Origin of the sequence: Serratia sp. OS31 (assembly GCF_014164835.1) — a bacterium.
GTDB lineage: Bacteria > Pseudomonadota > Gammaproteobacteria > Enterobacterales > Enterobacteriaceae > Serratia > Serratia liquefaciens_A.
This window is the reverse complement of the sequence record NZ_JACJFQ010000020.1, coordinates 40,618-57,113: the sequence shown is the minus strand read 5'-3', so window position 1 is coordinate 57,113 and position 16,496 is coordinate 40,618. Positions and strand designations below refer to the sequence as shown.

At 57.5% G+C, this 16,496-nt stretch carries 10 protein-coding genes; 4 read left to right on the top strand and 6 right to left on the bottom strand.

Annotated features, from left to right (window positions below):
- The first annotated feature begins 46 nt into the window (after positions 1–46).
- Together glgA and glgP are read left to right on the top strand one after the other, a co-directional pair.
- Positions 47–1,480: a glycogen synthase GlgA gene (gene glgA, locus H5P17_RS16860; protein ID WP_044554801.1), complete on the top strand. Its 1,434-nt coding sequence runs from the start codon at positions 47–49 to the stop codon at positions 1,478–1,480.
- A gap of 125 nt (positions 1,481–1,605) precedes the next feature.
- The gene (gene glgP / locus H5P17_RS16855; protein WP_044554800.1) at positions 1,606–4,053 is read left to right on the top strand and encodes a glycogen phosphorylase; all 2,448 of its coding nucleotides are present in this window, start codon (positions 1,606–1,608) and stop codon (positions 4,051–4,053) included.
- 42 nt (positions 4,054–4,095) lie between these two features.
- Here glgP and glpD read toward each other — a convergent pair whose 3' ends face one another.
- The 6 genes from glpD to malT form a co-directional block, all read right to left on the bottom strand.
- Positions 4,096–5,604, bottom strand: coding sequence for a glycerol-3-phosphate dehydrogenase (gene glpD, locus H5P17_RS16850; protein ID WP_044554799.1), 1,509 nt, complete (start codon positions 5,602–5,604; stop codon positions 4,096–4,098).
- A gap of 266 nt (positions 5,605–5,870) precedes the next feature.
- The gene (locus tag H5P17_RS16845) at positions 5,871–6,629 is read right to left on the bottom strand and encodes a DeoR/GlpR family transcriptional regulator (protein ID WP_020837378.1); all 759 of its coding nucleotides are present in this window, start codon (positions 6,627–6,629) and stop codon (positions 5,871–5,873) included.
- 36 nt (positions 6,630–6,665) lie between these two features.
- Positions 6,666–7,502, bottom strand: a complete 837-nt coding sequence (gene glpG / locus H5P17_RS16840) for a rhomboid family intramembrane serine protease GlpG (RefSeq protein WP_115060745.1) — start codon at positions 7,500–7,502, stop codon at positions 6,666–6,668.
- Positions 7,503–7,669: 167 nt separating this feature from the next.
- Positions 7,670–7,996, bottom strand: a complete 327-nt coding sequence (glpE, locus tag H5P17_RS16835) for a thiosulfate sulfurtransferase GlpE (RefSeq protein WP_020837374.1) — start codon at positions 7,994–7,996, stop codon at positions 7,670–7,672.
- Positions 7,997–8,144: 148 nt separating this feature from the next.
- A complete protein-coding gene (locus H5P17_RS16830) occupies positions 8,145–8,693 on the bottom strand; it encodes a GNAT family N-acetyltransferase (protein ID WP_182824132.1) in 549 nt (182 codons plus the stop codon).
- Positions 8,694–8,718: 25 nt separating this feature from the next.
- Positions 8,719–11,433, bottom strand: coding sequence for an HTH-type transcriptional regulator MalT (gene malT, locus H5P17_RS16825; RefSeq protein ID WP_044554796.1), 2,715 nt, complete (start codon positions 11,431–11,433; stop codon positions 8,719–8,721).
- Between the two features lie 542 nt (positions 11,434–11,975).
- Between malT and malP the strand changes: the two genes are divergently transcribed.
- Positions 11,976–14,381 (top strand): maltodextrin phosphorylase, encoded by a 2,406-nt coding sequence (gene malP / locus H5P17_RS16820; protein ID WP_182824130.1) that lies wholly within the window; start codon positions 11,976–11,978, stop codon positions 14,379–14,381.
- A gap of 9 nt (positions 14,382–14,390) precedes the next feature.
- Positions 14,391–16,481: a 4-alpha-glucanotransferase gene (gene malQ / locus H5P17_RS16815; RefSeq protein ID WP_182824128.1), complete on the top strand. Its 2,091-nt coding sequence runs from the start codon at positions 14,391–14,393 to the stop codon at positions 16,479–16,481.
- Positions 16,482–16,496: the final 15 nt, after the last annotated feature.

The window sequence follows — 16,496 nt, the reverse complement described above, 5'->3', positions numbered from 1 at the left end:
CAAGCCTGCTTTTCCAGAGTAATTTTGCCGATTCTCAGGAGTGATAATGCAGGTTTTACACGTATGTTCTGAAATGTTCCCCCTGTTGAAAACCGGGGGGCTCGCAGACGTGGTTGGCGCATTACCCGCGGCTCAGATCGCCGAGGGCGGCGATGTTCGGGTGTTATTGCCCGCTTTTCCTGACGTGCGCAACGGCATACCGGATTCCGTGCTGGTGGCAGAAATCGATTCTTTTGCCGGTCGGGTCGGCTTGCGTTACGGCACCTACCACGGCGTGGGCATTTACCTGATTGATGCCCCCTGGCTGTACGAGCGGCCGGGCAGCCCGTATCACGACCAATCAATGAATGCCTATTCCGACAACCACCGGCGCTTTGCCCTGCTGGGCTGGATGGCCTGCGAGCTGGCCAAGGGGTTGGATCGGTACTGGCGTCCGCAGGTAGTGCATGCCCATGACTGGCATGCGGGGCTGGCTTGCGCCTATCTGGCCGCCAATGGCCATCCGGCGCGATCCATTTTCACCGTGCACAACCTGGCCTATCAGGGGCTATTCTCCGCCCATCACGTGGCAGAGCTGTGGTTACCGCCTTCGTTCTACAACGTCTATGGCCTGGAGTTTTACGGCCAGATGTCATTCCTGAAGGCGGGTTTGTACTACGCCGACCATATCACCGCCGTCAGCCCGACCTACGCGCGGGAAATTACCCGGCCGGAGTTTGGCTATGGCATGGAGGGGCTGCTGCAGGAGCGCCAGCATCAGGGGCGCTTGAGCGGCATTCTTAACGGCGTAGATGACAAAATTTGGGACCCGTCCCACGATCCGCGTCTGACCGCCCGTTACGACGCTGACGATCTGAAGAACAAGGTCAAGAACAAGCTGCACCTGCAAAAAGCCATGGGCCTGAAGGTGGACGAGTCGCTGCCGGTGTTTGCGGTAGTGAGCCGTCTGACCAGCCAGAAAGGGCTGGATCTGGTGCTGGAAGCCCTGCCGGCGCTGCTGGAGCAGGGGGGCCAACTGGCGCTGCTGGGGGCCGGCGATGCGGTGCTGCAACAGGCGTTCCTCGCCGCTGCCGCCGACTATCCGGAGCAGGTTGGCGTACAGATTGGTTACCACGAAGCCTTCTCGCACCGGATCATCGGCGGGGCCGATGTGATCATGGTGCCGAGCCGCTTTGAACCCTGCGGGCTGACCCAACTCTATGGCCTGAAATACGGCACGCTGCCGCTGGTGCGCCGCACCGGGGGGCTGGCGGACACGGTGGTGGACTGCGCGTTGGAGAATCTGGCCGACGGCAGCGCCAGCGGATTTGTGTTTGATGATTGTGACGCCACCGCACTGGGCAACGCCATTCGGCGCGCCATGGTGCTGTGGAGCAGGCCGAAGCATTGGCGTCACGTCCAGCGCCACGCCATGAGCGTGGATTTTGGCTGGCAGGTCGCGGCAAAAGAATACCTGTCGCTTTATCAGCGTTTGTTGTAGACGTCATGACGTGCAGCGACACCCGCTATTGTAGGTTGTAGGGGCGCAACATGCGGCGCCCGAGTTCAGTGGGGCGCATCTATTCCGGGCGAATATATGCGCCCCCTTCAGGGGATCGAAAAGCTATGACTTCACCGATTAGTTACACCTCACCCACGGTCAGTGTTGAAGCGCTGAAACACTCCATCGCCTATAAGTTAATGTTTATCGTCGGCAAGGATCCGGCTATCGCCAACCAGCATGACTGGTTGAACGCCGTGCTGTTTGCGGTGCGCGACCGTATGGTGGAGCGCTGGTTACGCTCTAACCGTGCGCAACTTTCGCAGGATGTGCGCCAGGTTTATTACCTGTCGATGGAGTTTCTGATTGGCCGGACGCTGTCCAACGCCTTGCTGTCGATGGGGATTTATCAGGATATCGACGACGCGTTGAATGAGATGGGGCTGAGCCTGGGCGAACTGCTGGAGGAGGAGAACGATCCCGGGCTGGGCAACGGCGGGCTGGGCCGATTGGCCGCCTGCTTCCTGGATTCGCTGGCGACGCTGGCGCTGCCGGGTCGGGGCTACGGCATTCGTTACGAATACGGCATGTTCAAACAGAATATCGTTAACGGCCAGCAGATGGAGTCACCGGACTATTGGCTGGAATACGGTAATCCGTGGGAGTTCCCGCGTCATAACACCCGCTATAAGGTACGCTTTGGCGGACGGATCCAGCAGGAAGGCGCCAAGGCGCGTTGGGTGGAAACCGAAGAGATCATCGCTACCGCTTACGATCAGGTGATCCCCGGTTTTGATACCGACGCCACCAATACGCTGCGGCTGTGGAGCGCGCAGGCCAGTAATGAAATCAACCTGGGTAAATTCAATCAGGGCGATTACTTTGCGGCGGTTGAGGATAAAAACCATTCTGAAAACGTATCACGCGTGCTCTATCCCGATGACTCGACGTATTCAGGGCGTGAGCTTCGCCTGCGGCAGGAGTATTTCCTGGTATCGGCCACGGTGCAGGATATCCTCAACCGCCATTGGACGATGCATAAAAGCTTCGACAACCTGGCAGACAAGATTGCTATTCACCTCAATGATACCCACCCGGTGTTGTCTATCCCTGAGCTGATGCACCGGCTAATCGACGAACATAAGTTCAGCTGGCTGGATGCCTGGGCGGTGGTCGAGCAGGTGTTTTCTTACACCAACCACACGTTGATGAGCGAAGCGCTGGAAACCTGGCCGCTGGACATGATTGGCCGGATCCTGCCGCGTCACCTGCAGCTGATTTTCGAGATTAACGATCACTTCCTCAAACAGGTGCAGGAAGTGGCGCCGGGCGACAATGAGTTGCTGGCGCGGGTGTCGATCATTGATGAAACCAATGGTCGTCGTGTGCGTATGGCGTGGCTGGCGGTGGTGGCGAGCCACAAGGTTAACGGCGTTTCGGCGCTGCACTCCGAACTGATGGTGCAATCGCTGTTTGCCGATTTCGCCCGTATTTTCCCTAATCGCTTCTGCAATAAAACCAACGGCGTCACCCCACGGCGCTGGCTGGGGCTGGCTAACCGACCGCTGTCTGACGTGCTGGATGACAGCATCGGTCAGACCTGGCGTACCGATCTCAGCCAACTGAGCGAGATCAAGGCCAATATCGATTACCCCAGCTTCCTGAAGGCGGTGCAAAGCGCCAAACGGCAGAACAAGGAGCGACTGGCGACCTACATCGCCAAAACGTTGAATGTGGTGGTCAACCCGGACGCGCTGTTTGACGTGCAGATTAAACGTATCCACGAGTACAAACGGCAATTGCTCAACGTACTGCACGTGATCACGCTGTATAACCGTCTGTTGCAAGATCCGGAAACCGAGCGTGTACCGCGCGTGGTGATCTTTGCCGGCAAGGCGGCTTCGGCCTATTACGCCGCCAAGCAAATCATCCGCCTGATCAACGACGTCGCCAAGGTGATCAACAACGATCCGCGAGTGCATACGCAACTGAAAGTGGTGTTCATTCCAAACTACAGCGTCAGCCTGGCGCAAATGATTATTCCGGCGGCGGACCTGTCCGAACAGATCTCGCTGGCAGGTACCGAGGCATCCGGCACCAGTAATATGAAGTTCGCGCTTAACGGTGCGCTGACCATCGGCACGCTGGATGGCGCCAACGTTGAAATGCTGGAGCACGTAGGGGCGGAGAACATCTTTATCTTCGGCAATACGGCCGAACAGGTCGAGGAGCTGCGCCGCAATGGCTACAACCCGCATCTGTACTATGAGCAGGATCCCGAGCTGCATCAGGCGCTGACCCAGATCGCCACCGGCGTTTACAGCCCTGAGGAGCCCAAGCGCTACAGCAACCTGTTTGATTCCCTGGTAAACCTGGGCGATCACTACCAGTTGCTGGCAGATTACCGCAGCTATGTGGATACGCAGGACAAGGTGGATGAGGTGTATCGCAATCAGGACGACTGGACGCGTCGGGCGGTGTTGAATATCGCCAATATGGGCTACTTCTCTTCCGACCGCACCATTCAGGAGTATGCGGACGAAATCTGGCACATCAAACCCATCAAGCTTTAATGCAAAAGGGCCGGATATCCGGCCCTTTTTACGTTTGGCGTCTTACGATGCCAGAGACAGCGTTTTCGCTTTCGCGTGTTCCGCCAGCCAGGCTTTGACTCGTGCCTGCTGCGCTTCGTCCAACCACATGCCCAACTTGGTGCGGCGCCAGATAGCATCATCCAGCTCTACCACCCACTCTTTTTCGATCAGGTAGCGCAGCTCGGCTTCATGCAGGCCGTGACCGAAATCTTCGCCCAGATCGTTGAGGCTGTTGGCACCGGCCAGGATCAGCTCACTGTGGCTGCCGTAGGTGCGAGCAAAGCGACGCGCCAGTGCTTCAGGCAACCAGCTGTGCTCGCGGCGCAGTTTTGCGGCGTAGCTGTCGCGATCGCCACCGATGTCACCGCCTGGCAGCGAACCGTTTTTGGTCCACGCCGGGCCGCAGCCAGGGTAGTAGTGTGCCAGTTTTTCCATCGCATGCTCAGCCAGCTTGCGATAGGTGGTCAGCTTACCGCCGAACACCGACAGCAGCGGCGCTTTGCCCTGTTCGTCATGCACGTCCAGCGTGTAGTCGCGGGTGACCGCCTGCGGTGAGTCCGATTCGTCGTCGCACAGTGGGCGCACGCCGGAGTAAGTCCAGACGATATCGTCACGGCCCAGCTGTTTCTTAAAGTGATCGTTATACACTTTCAGCAGGTAGTTGATTTCGTTATCGTCAATCTTCACGTCTTTCGGATCGCCGTGGTATTCCACGTCGGTGGTACCGATGATGGAGAACTCGTCATTCCATGGGATCACGAACACGATACGGTGGTCTTCGTTCTGCAGAATATAGGACTGCGGCTGATCGTGTACGCGCGGCACCACGATGTGGCTGCCTTTGATCAGGCGGATACCGTAAGGCGATTTCAGTTTCAGGCCGTCGTCGAAGAAGTGCTTCACCCATGGGCCAGTGGCGTTCACCAGGCCCTTGGCACGCCAGGTAAAGGTTTTGCCGCTGTCGACATCGACCGCTTCAACCATCCACAGGCCATTCTCACGCCATGCACGGGTGACCTTGGTACGAGTGCGAACTTCGCCACCGCGTTTTTCCACTTCCTGGGCGTTCAACACCACCAGGCGAGCATCGTCAACCCAGCAGTCGGAATATTCGAAACCGCGCTTCAATTCAGGCTTCAGCACCGATTCTGGTCCAAAGCGCAAACCCTTGCTGCCCGGCAGGCTGGTGCGTTTGCCCAGGTGATCGTACAGGAACAGGCCGATACGGATCATCCAGGCCGGACGCAGGTGCGGCTGGTGCGGCAGGCGAAAGCGCATTGGGAAGGCAATGTGCGGTGCCAGTTTCAGCAGCACTTCACGTTCTGCCAGCGCTTCGCTGACCAAACGGAATTCATAGTGTTCCAGGTAGCGCAGGCCACCGTGGATCAGTTTGGAACTGGCGGAAGACGTAGCACAGGCCAAGTCTTGCGCTTCCAGCAGCAGTACGGACAGGCCGCGCCCGGCAGCATCCGCCGCGATGCCGGCACCGTTGATGCCGCCACCGATAACGATCAAGTCTTTGGTTTCCACGTCAACTTCCTCCAGATGTTCGAAATAGCTCTTTCATGTTCGTTTTCGCTCATGATTGTAATCAAAAACCAACAAACAAGCCAAGACTTAACCAAACAAAAACATTTAGGCGTGATAGAGGTAACAGTTTGATGATAGTAGTTATACAAAAAGAGGGGGTATTTCGATTGGGAATGACCGGGGCCAGCAGGCTGAACCCCGGAGAAAACGGCGGGCGTAATGGCGCTGAAAAGCGGTACCGCAGGGTTAAACGTGGCGGAAAGGGCTTAGCACAGTTCGAGTTGTACGTCGTACTGCTCGATGATTTTCATCACGCTTGGCGGTGGCAGCTGGTCGGTAAACAGATAGTCGATCAGGTTCATGTTACCAAGGTTGACCATCGCATTGCGGCCGAATTTGGAGTGGTCGGTCACCAGCATGACGCAGCGCGAGTTTTCGATAATTGCGCGTTTGGTGCGCACTTCGTGATAGTCGAATTCGAGCAGCGAGCCGTCCATATCGATGCCGCTGATACCCAGAATGCCGTAATCGAGACGGAACTGGGAGATAAAGTCCAGCGTGGCCTCGCCCATGATGCCGCCGTCGCGGGTGCGCACTTCGCCACCGGCCAGGATCAGGCGGAAATCTTCTTTGGCGGTCAGCAGGGTGGCGACGTTCAGGTTATTGGTCACCACGCGCAGGTTCTTGTGGTTCATCAGCGCATGAGCGACCGCTTCCGGCGTGGTGCCGATGTCGATAAACAGCGTGGCGCCGTCCGGGATCTGGCTGGCGACGCGTTGGGCAATACGCGCTTTCTGTTCCGACCACATCACTTTACGATCGTTATACGCGGCATTCACCGAGCTGGAGGGCAGCGCGGCCCCACCGTGGTGGCGTTGGATTTTGTTCTGATCGGCCAGGTCATTCAAATCACGGCGAATCGTTTGCGGGCTGACGTCAAAATGTTCGACCAGTTCTTCCGTGCTGACATACCCCTGCAGGCGCACCAGCTCGATAATTGCGTCATGACGCTGTGTTTGCTTCACGGTAATCCCCTAAAACGCCCGGCTTGTACCTGGCTGTTATTGTTCGTTGTGCGCGCGATGACGCGTGTCCCAAAATGCCATCAATAACCCTAACACTAAACCGGCTACGTGTGCCGCGTTAGCGATCGACATTCCTAAAATATCGAAATATCCGGCCACCAGCCACAGCACCGAAAACACCATCAGGCCGCGTGGCAGCATCAGACCGCGTTCCGGCGCACGTTCGCCGCTAAGCCAGCAGTAACCCATCAGCGCATAGACCACGCCGGACAGACCACCGAACAAGGCACCGCTGAACAGCGACTGCGCCCAACCGCTGAAAAAGGCCGAGACCACCGCCAGCACGAACAGCTTGCCGGCGCCGAGGCGTTTTTCCATCGGGCCGCCGAGATACCACCACCACATCAGGTTAAAGGTGATGTGCAGCAGCGAGAAATGCAGGAAAGCATGGCTGACCCAGCGCCACAGTTGCGTGTACTGCTCGCTGTTCTGCGGCCAGGACAGCCAGTACATTACCGCGTCGTCGCCCAGTATCTGCATCAGGATATAGACCACAATGCACAGCGCCATCACGCTCAGCGTCAGCGGGCCGGCCTTGCTGCGCAAGGTTTGCAGATAAGAATAGCCCTGGTAGTGCAGCTCGGCGTCGGTCTTGCCGGCCTGCCAACTGGCGGCCCGGTAGCGGCTGTTGAGTGGATCGATCAGAAACTGCTGCAGCTCATGTTGTACCTGCTCCAGATGGCTGTCGTCAGCCAGCCAGATCTCTGCCGCTTCGCCGCTGTTGTGCACCCGTAGCTCGATGCCCTGTGTCGCCATATAGTCGACAAAGGCCTGCGCCAGGCGGGGGTTGGATACGGCGATTACTCTAACCATGGCTTTTCCGTCTAAGTGAATGATTTTAGCCGCCGGTTTGCCCCGATGGCGTTGACGGCCGATTATACCGTCGAAATCCTGAGCGCAGGCAGCAGATCTGTGAAAAACCCGCAAAAACACTCACTAAAAGCGCGAAAAAGGAACCCGCCGAGACGGCGGGGGGAGGATTATGCGGAGGTTTCAACGTCCTGAGGATACTGGCGAGCCCAGGCCTCAAAGCCGCCGTCGATGCTGTACACCGCGTCAAACCCCTGATGCAGCAGGTATTGCGCCGCGCTGCGGCTGCTGTTGCCGTGGTAGCACATCACCATCACCGGACGATCAAAGTCGTTTTGCTGCATGAAGGTTTGCAGGCTGGCGTTGGTCAGGTGGAAGGCGCCTGGCGTGTGCCCGGCTTCAAAACTCTGGGGATCGCGGATGTCGACCAGCGCGGCGCTGTCGTCTTTCCAACGGCTGTGCGCCTGCTCAACGTTGATCGCTTCAAACTGTTCCATAACTGCCAACTGCCTCGTAATAAGAATATGCCGCCATTGTAATCAATTTCGTAGCAATTAAGACCAGATGAAGACTGTGGTTTATCACGCGAGTTATGTTGCTGGCATACGGAACACTATCGGAGAAGCGACCCCTTTTCCTGACTGATTACGCGCCCGTTGCGACCGTCATCTTTTCGTAGCGATCGTTGAGCAGCTCTATCTCCGCCGTCACATTGAACCCTAGCTTTTGGTACAGGGCTTTCAGGTGGGGCTTTTTGGTATCGGCCAGAAGGCCGACTTTATTGAGCCCTTGCCGCCCGGCTTCCTCAACGACACGGTTAATCAGAGATTTTGCTATCCCTCGTCCTCTGCACTCCGGCAGGACGGCCAGGGAATCGATATATATTTCATCGGGATCTGATTCATTTTCCATTTCAGCTCGATGCTCTGTTATGGCCGTGAACCCTGACTCGTCTTCCCCTTTGAAATAGAGGATACAGCCAAGGATTTTTTCCTTGTCCCGAGCCACGAAGACATTTTTATAGCCAAAATACACATCATGGCGGCCGAAGTTCACTTCGTACTGAAAAAGGGCTTCGTTGATATCGTCTTTGCCAGACAGGGCCAGTACCGCATCTTTATCCGCCAGCGCGATAAGCCTGACGACCTCTCCCGCATCTGATGGTTTAGCGTTGTCTATAATGACATCTTCCATAATCGATTAGTCCTTTCTGTATTCGTCAGGCGCCGTACCCCATCATCTTCAGCAGTTGTTGCGCCTGCTGTACCGCTTCCTGGCGGTGGGCTACGCCCAACTTTTGGTACAGGTTGCGGATATGGGTTTTGATGGTGGTGGCTGCCACGTCCAGTTCGCCGGCGATTTGGTCGTTGCTGTAGCCGGAATAAATCAGCCCCAGTACCTGCCATTCGCGCTGCGTCAGCGGACTGGTGCGGATCAGTTCCGGTACCTGAGGGTGAGTTAGCAGCTTATCGACGAAGTTCTCGTCAAAATGCGCGAACTTATGCCGATGATGCTGGTTGATATCGCGCAGAATACGTTGAGCGCGATGATTTTCCAACTCCGGCAGCGTATTAAGCTGAATCAATTGGCGCAGTTGCTGCGCCATCGCTTCGCCTTCAATGACGAAATGGCTGATAAATCCGGTGCGGCTGGCCAGTGAAAGCGCCTCCATCAGAACTTTTTGCGCGTCGCTTTTACGCTCCATCTGCCAGTAAAGCTGGTTGCTGAGCAACAGGTTACGGTTCAGATCGCTAACCAGGCGCAGGCGGCGGGCATTGTCGTTGAGCTCATCGAGCACCACTTCGGCCTCTTCATACTGGCCCAGCATGATCTGCACCCGGGCAATGTTGCGCCACTGGCCCTGCATAAAGTGGTTGTCCGCCATGCCGGGTTTTTCGGTCTGGCGCAGCCATTGGGCCGCGGCTGCGGTGTCGCCGGTCATCTGCCAGTGGATCACCCGCGGTTTGTCGGCATTGGTCAGCCAGTCGCGGTGGTATTGAGAGCCGTGCAGCAGGACTTCGCAACGTTGCATATGCGCATTGGCGTTATCCAGATCGCCACGCGCCAGCGAGCACTTGGCCAACATGGCAATGCACTGCAACTGCTGTTGGGGCTGGTAGTTGGCCAGGATTTTCAGGCCTTCGCGGGCGGCGTCTTCCGCTTCGTCCAGTCGCGACCAGGACCACAGAATTTGTGAACGGATACGCAGCAAGAACTCGTGCATCGGCAGCTGTTCCAGATGCTGTTCGCGCACCAGCTCAAAAGCTTTGTCCTGCGTTTCGTAGGCGGCCTGCAGGAACCCTTGGGCAATCAGAATTTCGCTCTGCTGCAGCAGCGCCCAAAGCGCGTAGTGGTATGCCTGATGGCGTCGCGCCATCTGCTCGGTCTGCTGCATCATCGGCAGTGCGCGAGCCAGCTCGCCCTTGCAGTGATGGACTTCGCCGGTGACCGAGGTGGCGACGATGCGGCTGTAATAGCTGGAAAGCGGCAGGAATTTCAGCGCTTCGGTGGCCAGGCGTTCGGCCTCTTCCGGTTTGCCGGCGTTGATGGCCACCTGCGCGCGCAGGGCATCGAATTCGGCATGCAGGGTGCGATCGACGTCAATTTTATGCTCGCGCATCGCCTGCTCGGCGCGCTCCAGCAGGGTGTTCACTTCGATATAGCGGTGCTGGCTCTGCGCCAGCCAGGCTTGCAGCAGTGCAAGCTTGGGGTTTTGGATCAGCTTTTCGTAGGGAAGTGCGTTCAGACACTCTTCCAGCAGGGCCAGCTCACTGTGGTGGAACAGCGACCAGGCGTGCTGCAACAGAATATCGCGTAGCATGCTGACGTCGCTGGCCGCCAGCGCGTGGTGGATTGCCTCCGCCGGATACCCCAGCGCCAGCCAGCCTTCGGCGGCGGCCCGGTGCAGGCCCGGCAGCTCCAGCGCCAATTCCCATTGGCAACGCTGACGCAGGAAGGTGGCGAACAACGGGTGGAAACAGAACCACTCGCCGCTGTCGTCCATGCGGTGGATAAACAAGCCCTGACGCTCCAGCTCTTCCAGCCGTTGCTGGCCGTTGTCTTCGCCGGTCAGGCGGACGATCAGCGCATCGTTCATGGAACGCAGCACCGAACAACGCAGCAGGAAGGCGCGCGCCTCGGCATCGACGTGATCCAACACTTCGTCCACCAGATAATCCGACAGGTGACTGGCATTAAGGCCCGCCAGGCGTTTGGCCGACTGCTGGGCGGAAGAGGTGGACTGACGGGCGGATAACGCAATGAGCTGCAGTGCGGTGGCCCAACCTTCGACCTCATCGCACAGCCGGCTGCTGTCATGCTGTTCCATGGGGGCCGTCAGGCGACAGTCGAAGAACTGTTTGGCTTCTTGATGGGTAAACGCCAGCTGCTGCGTGCCCATCTCCAGAAGTTGGTCACGCACGCGCAGGTTGGCAATGCCCAACGGCGGCAAGGTGCGGGACAACAGGATCAGCGTCAGATTTTCCGGCTGGTGGCGCAGGAAAAAGCGCATGGCTTCATGAATCACGTCATTGGTGATCAGGTGGTAGTCGTCAATCACCAGATACAGTGGCTGATGCCAGTCGGAAAGCTCGATAAACACCTGGGCGAACAGTGCCGACAGGCTGGCGTACTGATGCTTTTGACTCAGTGCTTCGCTTTTGACGCAGTGGCCGCCGCTGGCGTGTTGCAAGGCGGCGATCAGGTAGCTGGCGAAGCGCTCGGGCTGGTTGTCGCTTTCATCCAGCGAATACCAGCCTAAATCTGATTTGCCGGCCGCCCACTGAGCGACCAGCGTCGTTTTCCCGTATCCCGCAGGGCAATTGACCAATGTCAGACGATAGTTGGCCGTGCTGGCTAATTTGGCCAGCAGGCGATCGCGGATCACGGTATTTTGCAGCCGTACCGGACGGCTCAGTTTTGATGGGATTAGCATAGTATTCCAGAGTGAAAATCGCGGTTTCCGTAGCCGTTGGCCTGCCCGTTGACGTTCATTGCATCGCGACGCCTGCCGGGATCGGAGTGGGGTTAATTATTTTATGGCTCGTAATTAATCCCCCTCCTAACTTCTGACAACGTTAAACGTATTGCAACAAGGTTCCGCATCGGCTTGGAGTTATATTGCTATTGATCACACTTTTTTACGTTTACAGCTAAAGCCCTGTGGAAGCGTGGTGTTTTAGCGCGCTTAAGTGACGCAGGTACAGGAAAGCATTTATGGGCGCGCAGGCGACTGTAGCCTCTGCAATAACTGTGCTAACGTCATTGAACAAGTTTTCACCTTGTTCTCAGTGCTCACTGTGTCCGTCGGTGGGCTTTTTTGCATGATGCAAGGGAGTCAAAAAGTGCCTGAGATCACAATTTTAGCTACGCCCCAATCCTCCTCCCCAGCTAATCCCCAGGCGGGATGATGCCTTCACTCTTTCTCCCCGGCACGATAACGCTAATTTGACCCACTTACTGGATAGAGAGTTTTTTATGTCCCAGCCTACGCTTAAAAAGGATGCTTTCCTGGCGGCACTGACCCGTCAGTGGCAAAAGTTTGGCCTCAGTTCTGCACAACAGATGACTCAGCACCAATGGTGGGAGGCGGTAAGCGCGGCATTGGCCGAGCAGTTGGCTGCACAACCTGCACCGCGCAAAAGCAGCAAGCCGCTGCGCCACGTGAACTACATTTCGATGGAGTTTCTGATTGGTCGCCTGACGGCCAACAACCTGATTAACCTGGGCTGGTATGACACCGTCGAGCAGGCATTGGCGGAGCAGGATATCAAACTGGCGGATCTGCTGGAGCAGGAAACCGATCCGGCGTTGGGCAATGGCGGGCTGGGGCGTTTGGCGGCCTGTTTCCTGGATTCGATGGCGACGGTGGAGCAACCGGCCACCGGTTACGGGCTGAATTACCAATACGGGCTGTTCCGCCAGTCGTTTAGCGACGGCCAGCAGCAGGAAGCGCCGGATAACTGGCAGCGCGAAAGCTATCCGTGGTTCCGCCACAACGCCGCGCTGTCGGTGGATGTGGGCATCGGCGGGAAACTGGAGAAATTGGCCGATGGCCGCGAACTGTGGCGCCCGGCATTTACCCTGCGCGGCGAGGCCTGGGATCTGCCGGTGTTGGGCTTCCGCAATGGCGTGACTCAACCGCTGCGTCTGTGGCAGGCCACCCATCAACATCCATTTAATCTTGGCGATTTCAACGACGGTAAATTCCTGCAGGCGGAGAAGCAGGGCGTTGAAGCGGCCAAGCTGACCAAGGTGCTGTATCCGAATGACAACCACCAGGCGGGCAAGCGCCTGCGCCTGATGCAACAATACTTCCAGTGTGCCTGCTCGGTGGCGGATATCCTGCGTAAGCACCATCTGGCGGGCCGCAAGATTGAAGATCTGCCGAAGTACGAAGTGATCCAGCTTAACGACACCCACCCGACCATCGCCATTCCGGAAATGCTGCGCATTCTGTTGGATGAACATCAGTTGGCGTGGGATGCCGCCTGGGCCATCACCAGCAAGACCTTCGCCTACACCAACCATACCCTGATGCCGGAAGCGCTGGAGTGCTGGGATGAGAAGCTGGTACGCAGCCTGCTGCCGCGCCACTTCTCCATCATCAAGCAGATCAACGCCAACTTCAAAAAGCTGGTGGACCAACACTGGCCGGGTGACGACGCGGTGTGGGCCAAGTTGGCGGTGCACCATAACAAGCAGGTTCGTATGGCTAACCTGTGCGTGGTCAGCGGCTTTGCGGTCAACGGTGTGGCGCAATTGCACTCCGATCTGGTGGTGAAAGATCTGTTCCCGGAATACCACCAACTGTGGCCGAACAAATTCCACAACGTCACCAACGGCATCACGCCGCGTCGCTGGCTGAAGCAGTGTAACCCGGCGCTGTCTGGGCTGATCGACGAAACGCTGAAGGTGGAGTGGGCTAACGATCTTGACGCGTTGAAAGGGTTGGAGAAGTTCGCCGATGACGCGGCGTTCCGTCAGCGCTATCAGCAAATCAAGCGCGATAATAAAGTCGTATTGGCCAATTATGTGCACGACGTCATGGGATTGAAACTGAACCCGGACGCGATTTTCGACGTGCAGATCAAGCGCCTGCACGAATACAAACGCCAGCACCTTAACCTGCTGCATATCCTGTCGCTGTATCGCCAACTGCGCGATAACCCGCAGTTGGACATCGTGCCGCGCGTGTTCCTGTTTGGCGCCAAAGCGGCTCCGGGCTATTACCTGGCGAAAAACATCATTTATGCGATCAACCAGGCGGCTTCGAAGATCAACAACGATCCGCTGGTGAAGGATCGCCTGAAAGTGGCGTTTATTCCTGATTACCGCGTTTCCGTCGCTGAGCTGATGATCCCGGCTGCGGATATCTCCGAACAGATCTCCACCGCCGGTAAAGAAGCTTCTGGGACCGGCAACATGAAGCTGGCGTTAAACGGTGCGTTGACCGTCGGCACGCTGGATGGCGCTAACGTGGAAATCGCCGAGCAGGTGGGCGAAGACAACATCTTTATCTTCGGCAACACCGTGGATCAGGTGAAGGCACTGCTGGCGAAAGGCTACGATCCGCTCAGCTACCGCAAGAAAGACAAACACCTGAAAGCGATTTTGGACGAATTGGCGAGCGGCGCATTCAGCAACGGCGACAAGCATGCTTTCGACATGATGCTGCACAGCCTGCTGGAGGGCGGCGACCCTTATTTGGTGCTGGCGGACTTTGCTTCTTACTGCAAAGCTCAACAGCAGGTAGACGAACTCTATCGTGACCGTGATGAATGGACGCGTCGTACTATTCTTAACACCGCACGCGTTGGGATGTTCAGTTCGGATCGCTCGATCCGCGACTACCAGCAGCGTATCTGGCAAGCCAAGCGTTAAGGAGAGCGAATGGATCGCAAGGTCATCGATCAGGCGGCAGCTCAGGCGGGTATCGCTGCCGATTATATTAATGCCCATGGTCAACAGCAGGCGATCGCTGAGGACACCAAGCGCAGGCTGCTGGACGCCATGGGCCGGAGCGCCACACCGCAGGAGGCTGCGGTGACGCCGCTGCCGGCGGTGAAGGTGTTTTATCAGGGCGCGCCGGTGGCATTGCCGCTGGCGGGCAGCGGTGAGTATCAGTGGACGCTGCTGCGTGAAGACGGCGGCCGGCAGCAAGGCCGCGCCAGCGCACGCAAAACCTTCACCCTGCCGGCTGAATTGCCAACGGGCTACCATCAACTGACGCTGACACAGGGCGAACAGCAGTGGCAGTGCCGGTTGATTGTGGCACCGAAACGCTGCTTCGAACCGGATGCCTTGTTGACCGGCAAGAAGCTGTGGGGCGCCTGCGTCCAGCTTTACACTCTTCGCTCCGATCGCAACTGGGGCATCGGTGACTTTGGCGACCTGCGCCAGATGGTGGAGCAGGTCGGTGAACGGGGCGGCGCTTTTGTCGGGCTGAACCCGATTCACTCGCTGTATCCGGCCAACCCGGAAAGTGCCAGCCCGTACAGCCCGTCATCGCGCCGCTGGCTGAACGTGATCTATATCGATGTGAATGCGGTGGAAGATTTCCAACGCAACGAAGCCGCCCAGCAATGGTGGCTGAAACCGGCAACGCAAAAAAAGCTGGCGGAGGCCCGTGGCAGCGATCGGGTGGATTACACCAAGGTGACGCAGCTTAAGCTGGCGGCGCTGCAACTGGCATTCCCGCTGTTCCAGTCGCGCAAACCCGGTGACGAGCAGCGCCAGGCATTCGAGCAGTTTGTTATCGACGGCGGTGAAAGTTTGTATCAGCAGGCGGCATTCGACGCGCTGCATGCTCATCTTGCGGCCGCTGATGACAGCCTGTGGGGCTGGCCGGCCTGGCCGAAAGAATATCAGCAGGGTGACAGCGCTGCGGTAAAGCAATTTTGTCAGCAGCAGCAAGAACAGGTGCAATTTTACCTGTGGCTGCAGTGGCTGGCTGCCAGCCAGTTCGCCGACTGTTTCCGCCAGAGTCAGCAACAGCAGATGCCGATTGGCCTTTATCGCGATCTGGCGGTTGGCGTGGCGGAAGGGGGGGCTGAAACCTGGTGCGAACGCGATCTGTATTGTCTGAAAGCCTCGGTTGGCGCACCGCCGGACATTCTTGGGCCGCTAGGGCAAAACTGGGGGCTGCCGCCGATGGATCCGCATGTGATGGCGGCTCGTGGCTATCAGCCGTTTATCGATCTGCTGCGCGCCAATATGACCAGCTGTGGTGCGCTGCGTATTGATCATGTGATGGCGTTACTGCGTTTATGGTGGATCCCTTACGGTGAAACCGCCGTTCACGGCGCCTACGTGAAATATCCGGTAGATGATCTGCTGGCGGTGCTGGCGCTGGAAAGTCAACGTCACTGCTGCATGGTGATTGGTGAGGACCTCGGTACCGTTCCGGTGGAAATCGTCGGCAAGCTGCGCGACAGCGGCGTTTATTCCTATAAGGTGCTGTACTTCGAACGCGACGGCGAGAACCACTTCCGCGCCCCGCAGGCCTATCCGGTTCAGGCGATGGCGACCATCACCACGCACGACCTGCCGACGCTGCGTGGTTATTGGCAAAGTGGCGATCTGAAGCTTGGCAACAAGCTGGGGCTGTATCCGGACGCGGAGATCCTGAAAGAGCTGTTCGCCGATCGCGAACGCGCCAAGCAGGGGTTACTGGACGGCTTGCATCACTATGGCTGTGTGCCGCAGAAAGTGGGTAAAAAGGCGGCGTTGTTGAATATGAGCCCGCTGCTTAACCGTGGTTTGCAGCGTTATGTCGCCGACAGCGCCAGCGCCTTGCTGGGTCTGCAGCCGGAAGACTGGCTGGATATGGCGGACCCGGTCAATATTCCCGGCACCAGCGATCAGTACCCTAACTGGCGGCGTAAACTGACTAAAACGCTGGAAGAGATGTTTGCCGATCAGCAGGTCAATCGCCTGCTGAAGGATTTGGACAAGCGGCGGCGCAAGGTCTCGGTGGGGTAATTGCACATCGTGAAA

Excerpts from the sequence above, each read along its gene's own strand:
- glgA (WP_044554801.1), top strand. The coding sequence starts at position 47 with ATGCAGGTTTTACACGTATGTTCTGAAATGTTCCCCCTGTTGAAAACC.
- glgP (WP_044554800.1), top strand. The coding sequence starts at position 1,606 with ATGACTTCACCGATTAGTTACACCTCACCCACGGTCAGTGTTGAAGCG.
- glpG (WP_115060745.1), bottom strand. The coding sequence starts at position 7,502 with ATGGTTAGAGTAATCGCCGTATCCAACCCCCGCCTGGCGCAGGCCTTT.
- glpE (WP_020837374.1), bottom strand. The coding sequence starts at position 7,996 with ATGGAACAGTTTGAAGCGATCAACGTTGAGCAGGCGCACAGCCGTTGG.
- H5P17_RS16830 (WP_182824132.1), bottom strand. The coding sequence starts at position 8,693 with ATGGAAGATGTCATTATAGACAACGCTAAACCATCAGATGCGGGAGAG.
- malT (WP_044554796.1), bottom strand. The coding sequence starts at position 11,433 with ATGCTAATCCCATCAAAACTGAGCCGTCCGGTACGGCTGCAAAATACC.
- malP (WP_182824130.1), top strand. The coding sequence starts at position 11,976 with ATGTCCCAGCCTACGCTTAAAAAGGATGCTTTCCTGGCGGCACTGACC.
- malQ (WP_182824128.1), top strand. The coding sequence starts at position 14,391 with ATGGATCGCAAGGTCATCGATCAGGCGGCAGCTCAGGCGGGTATCGCT.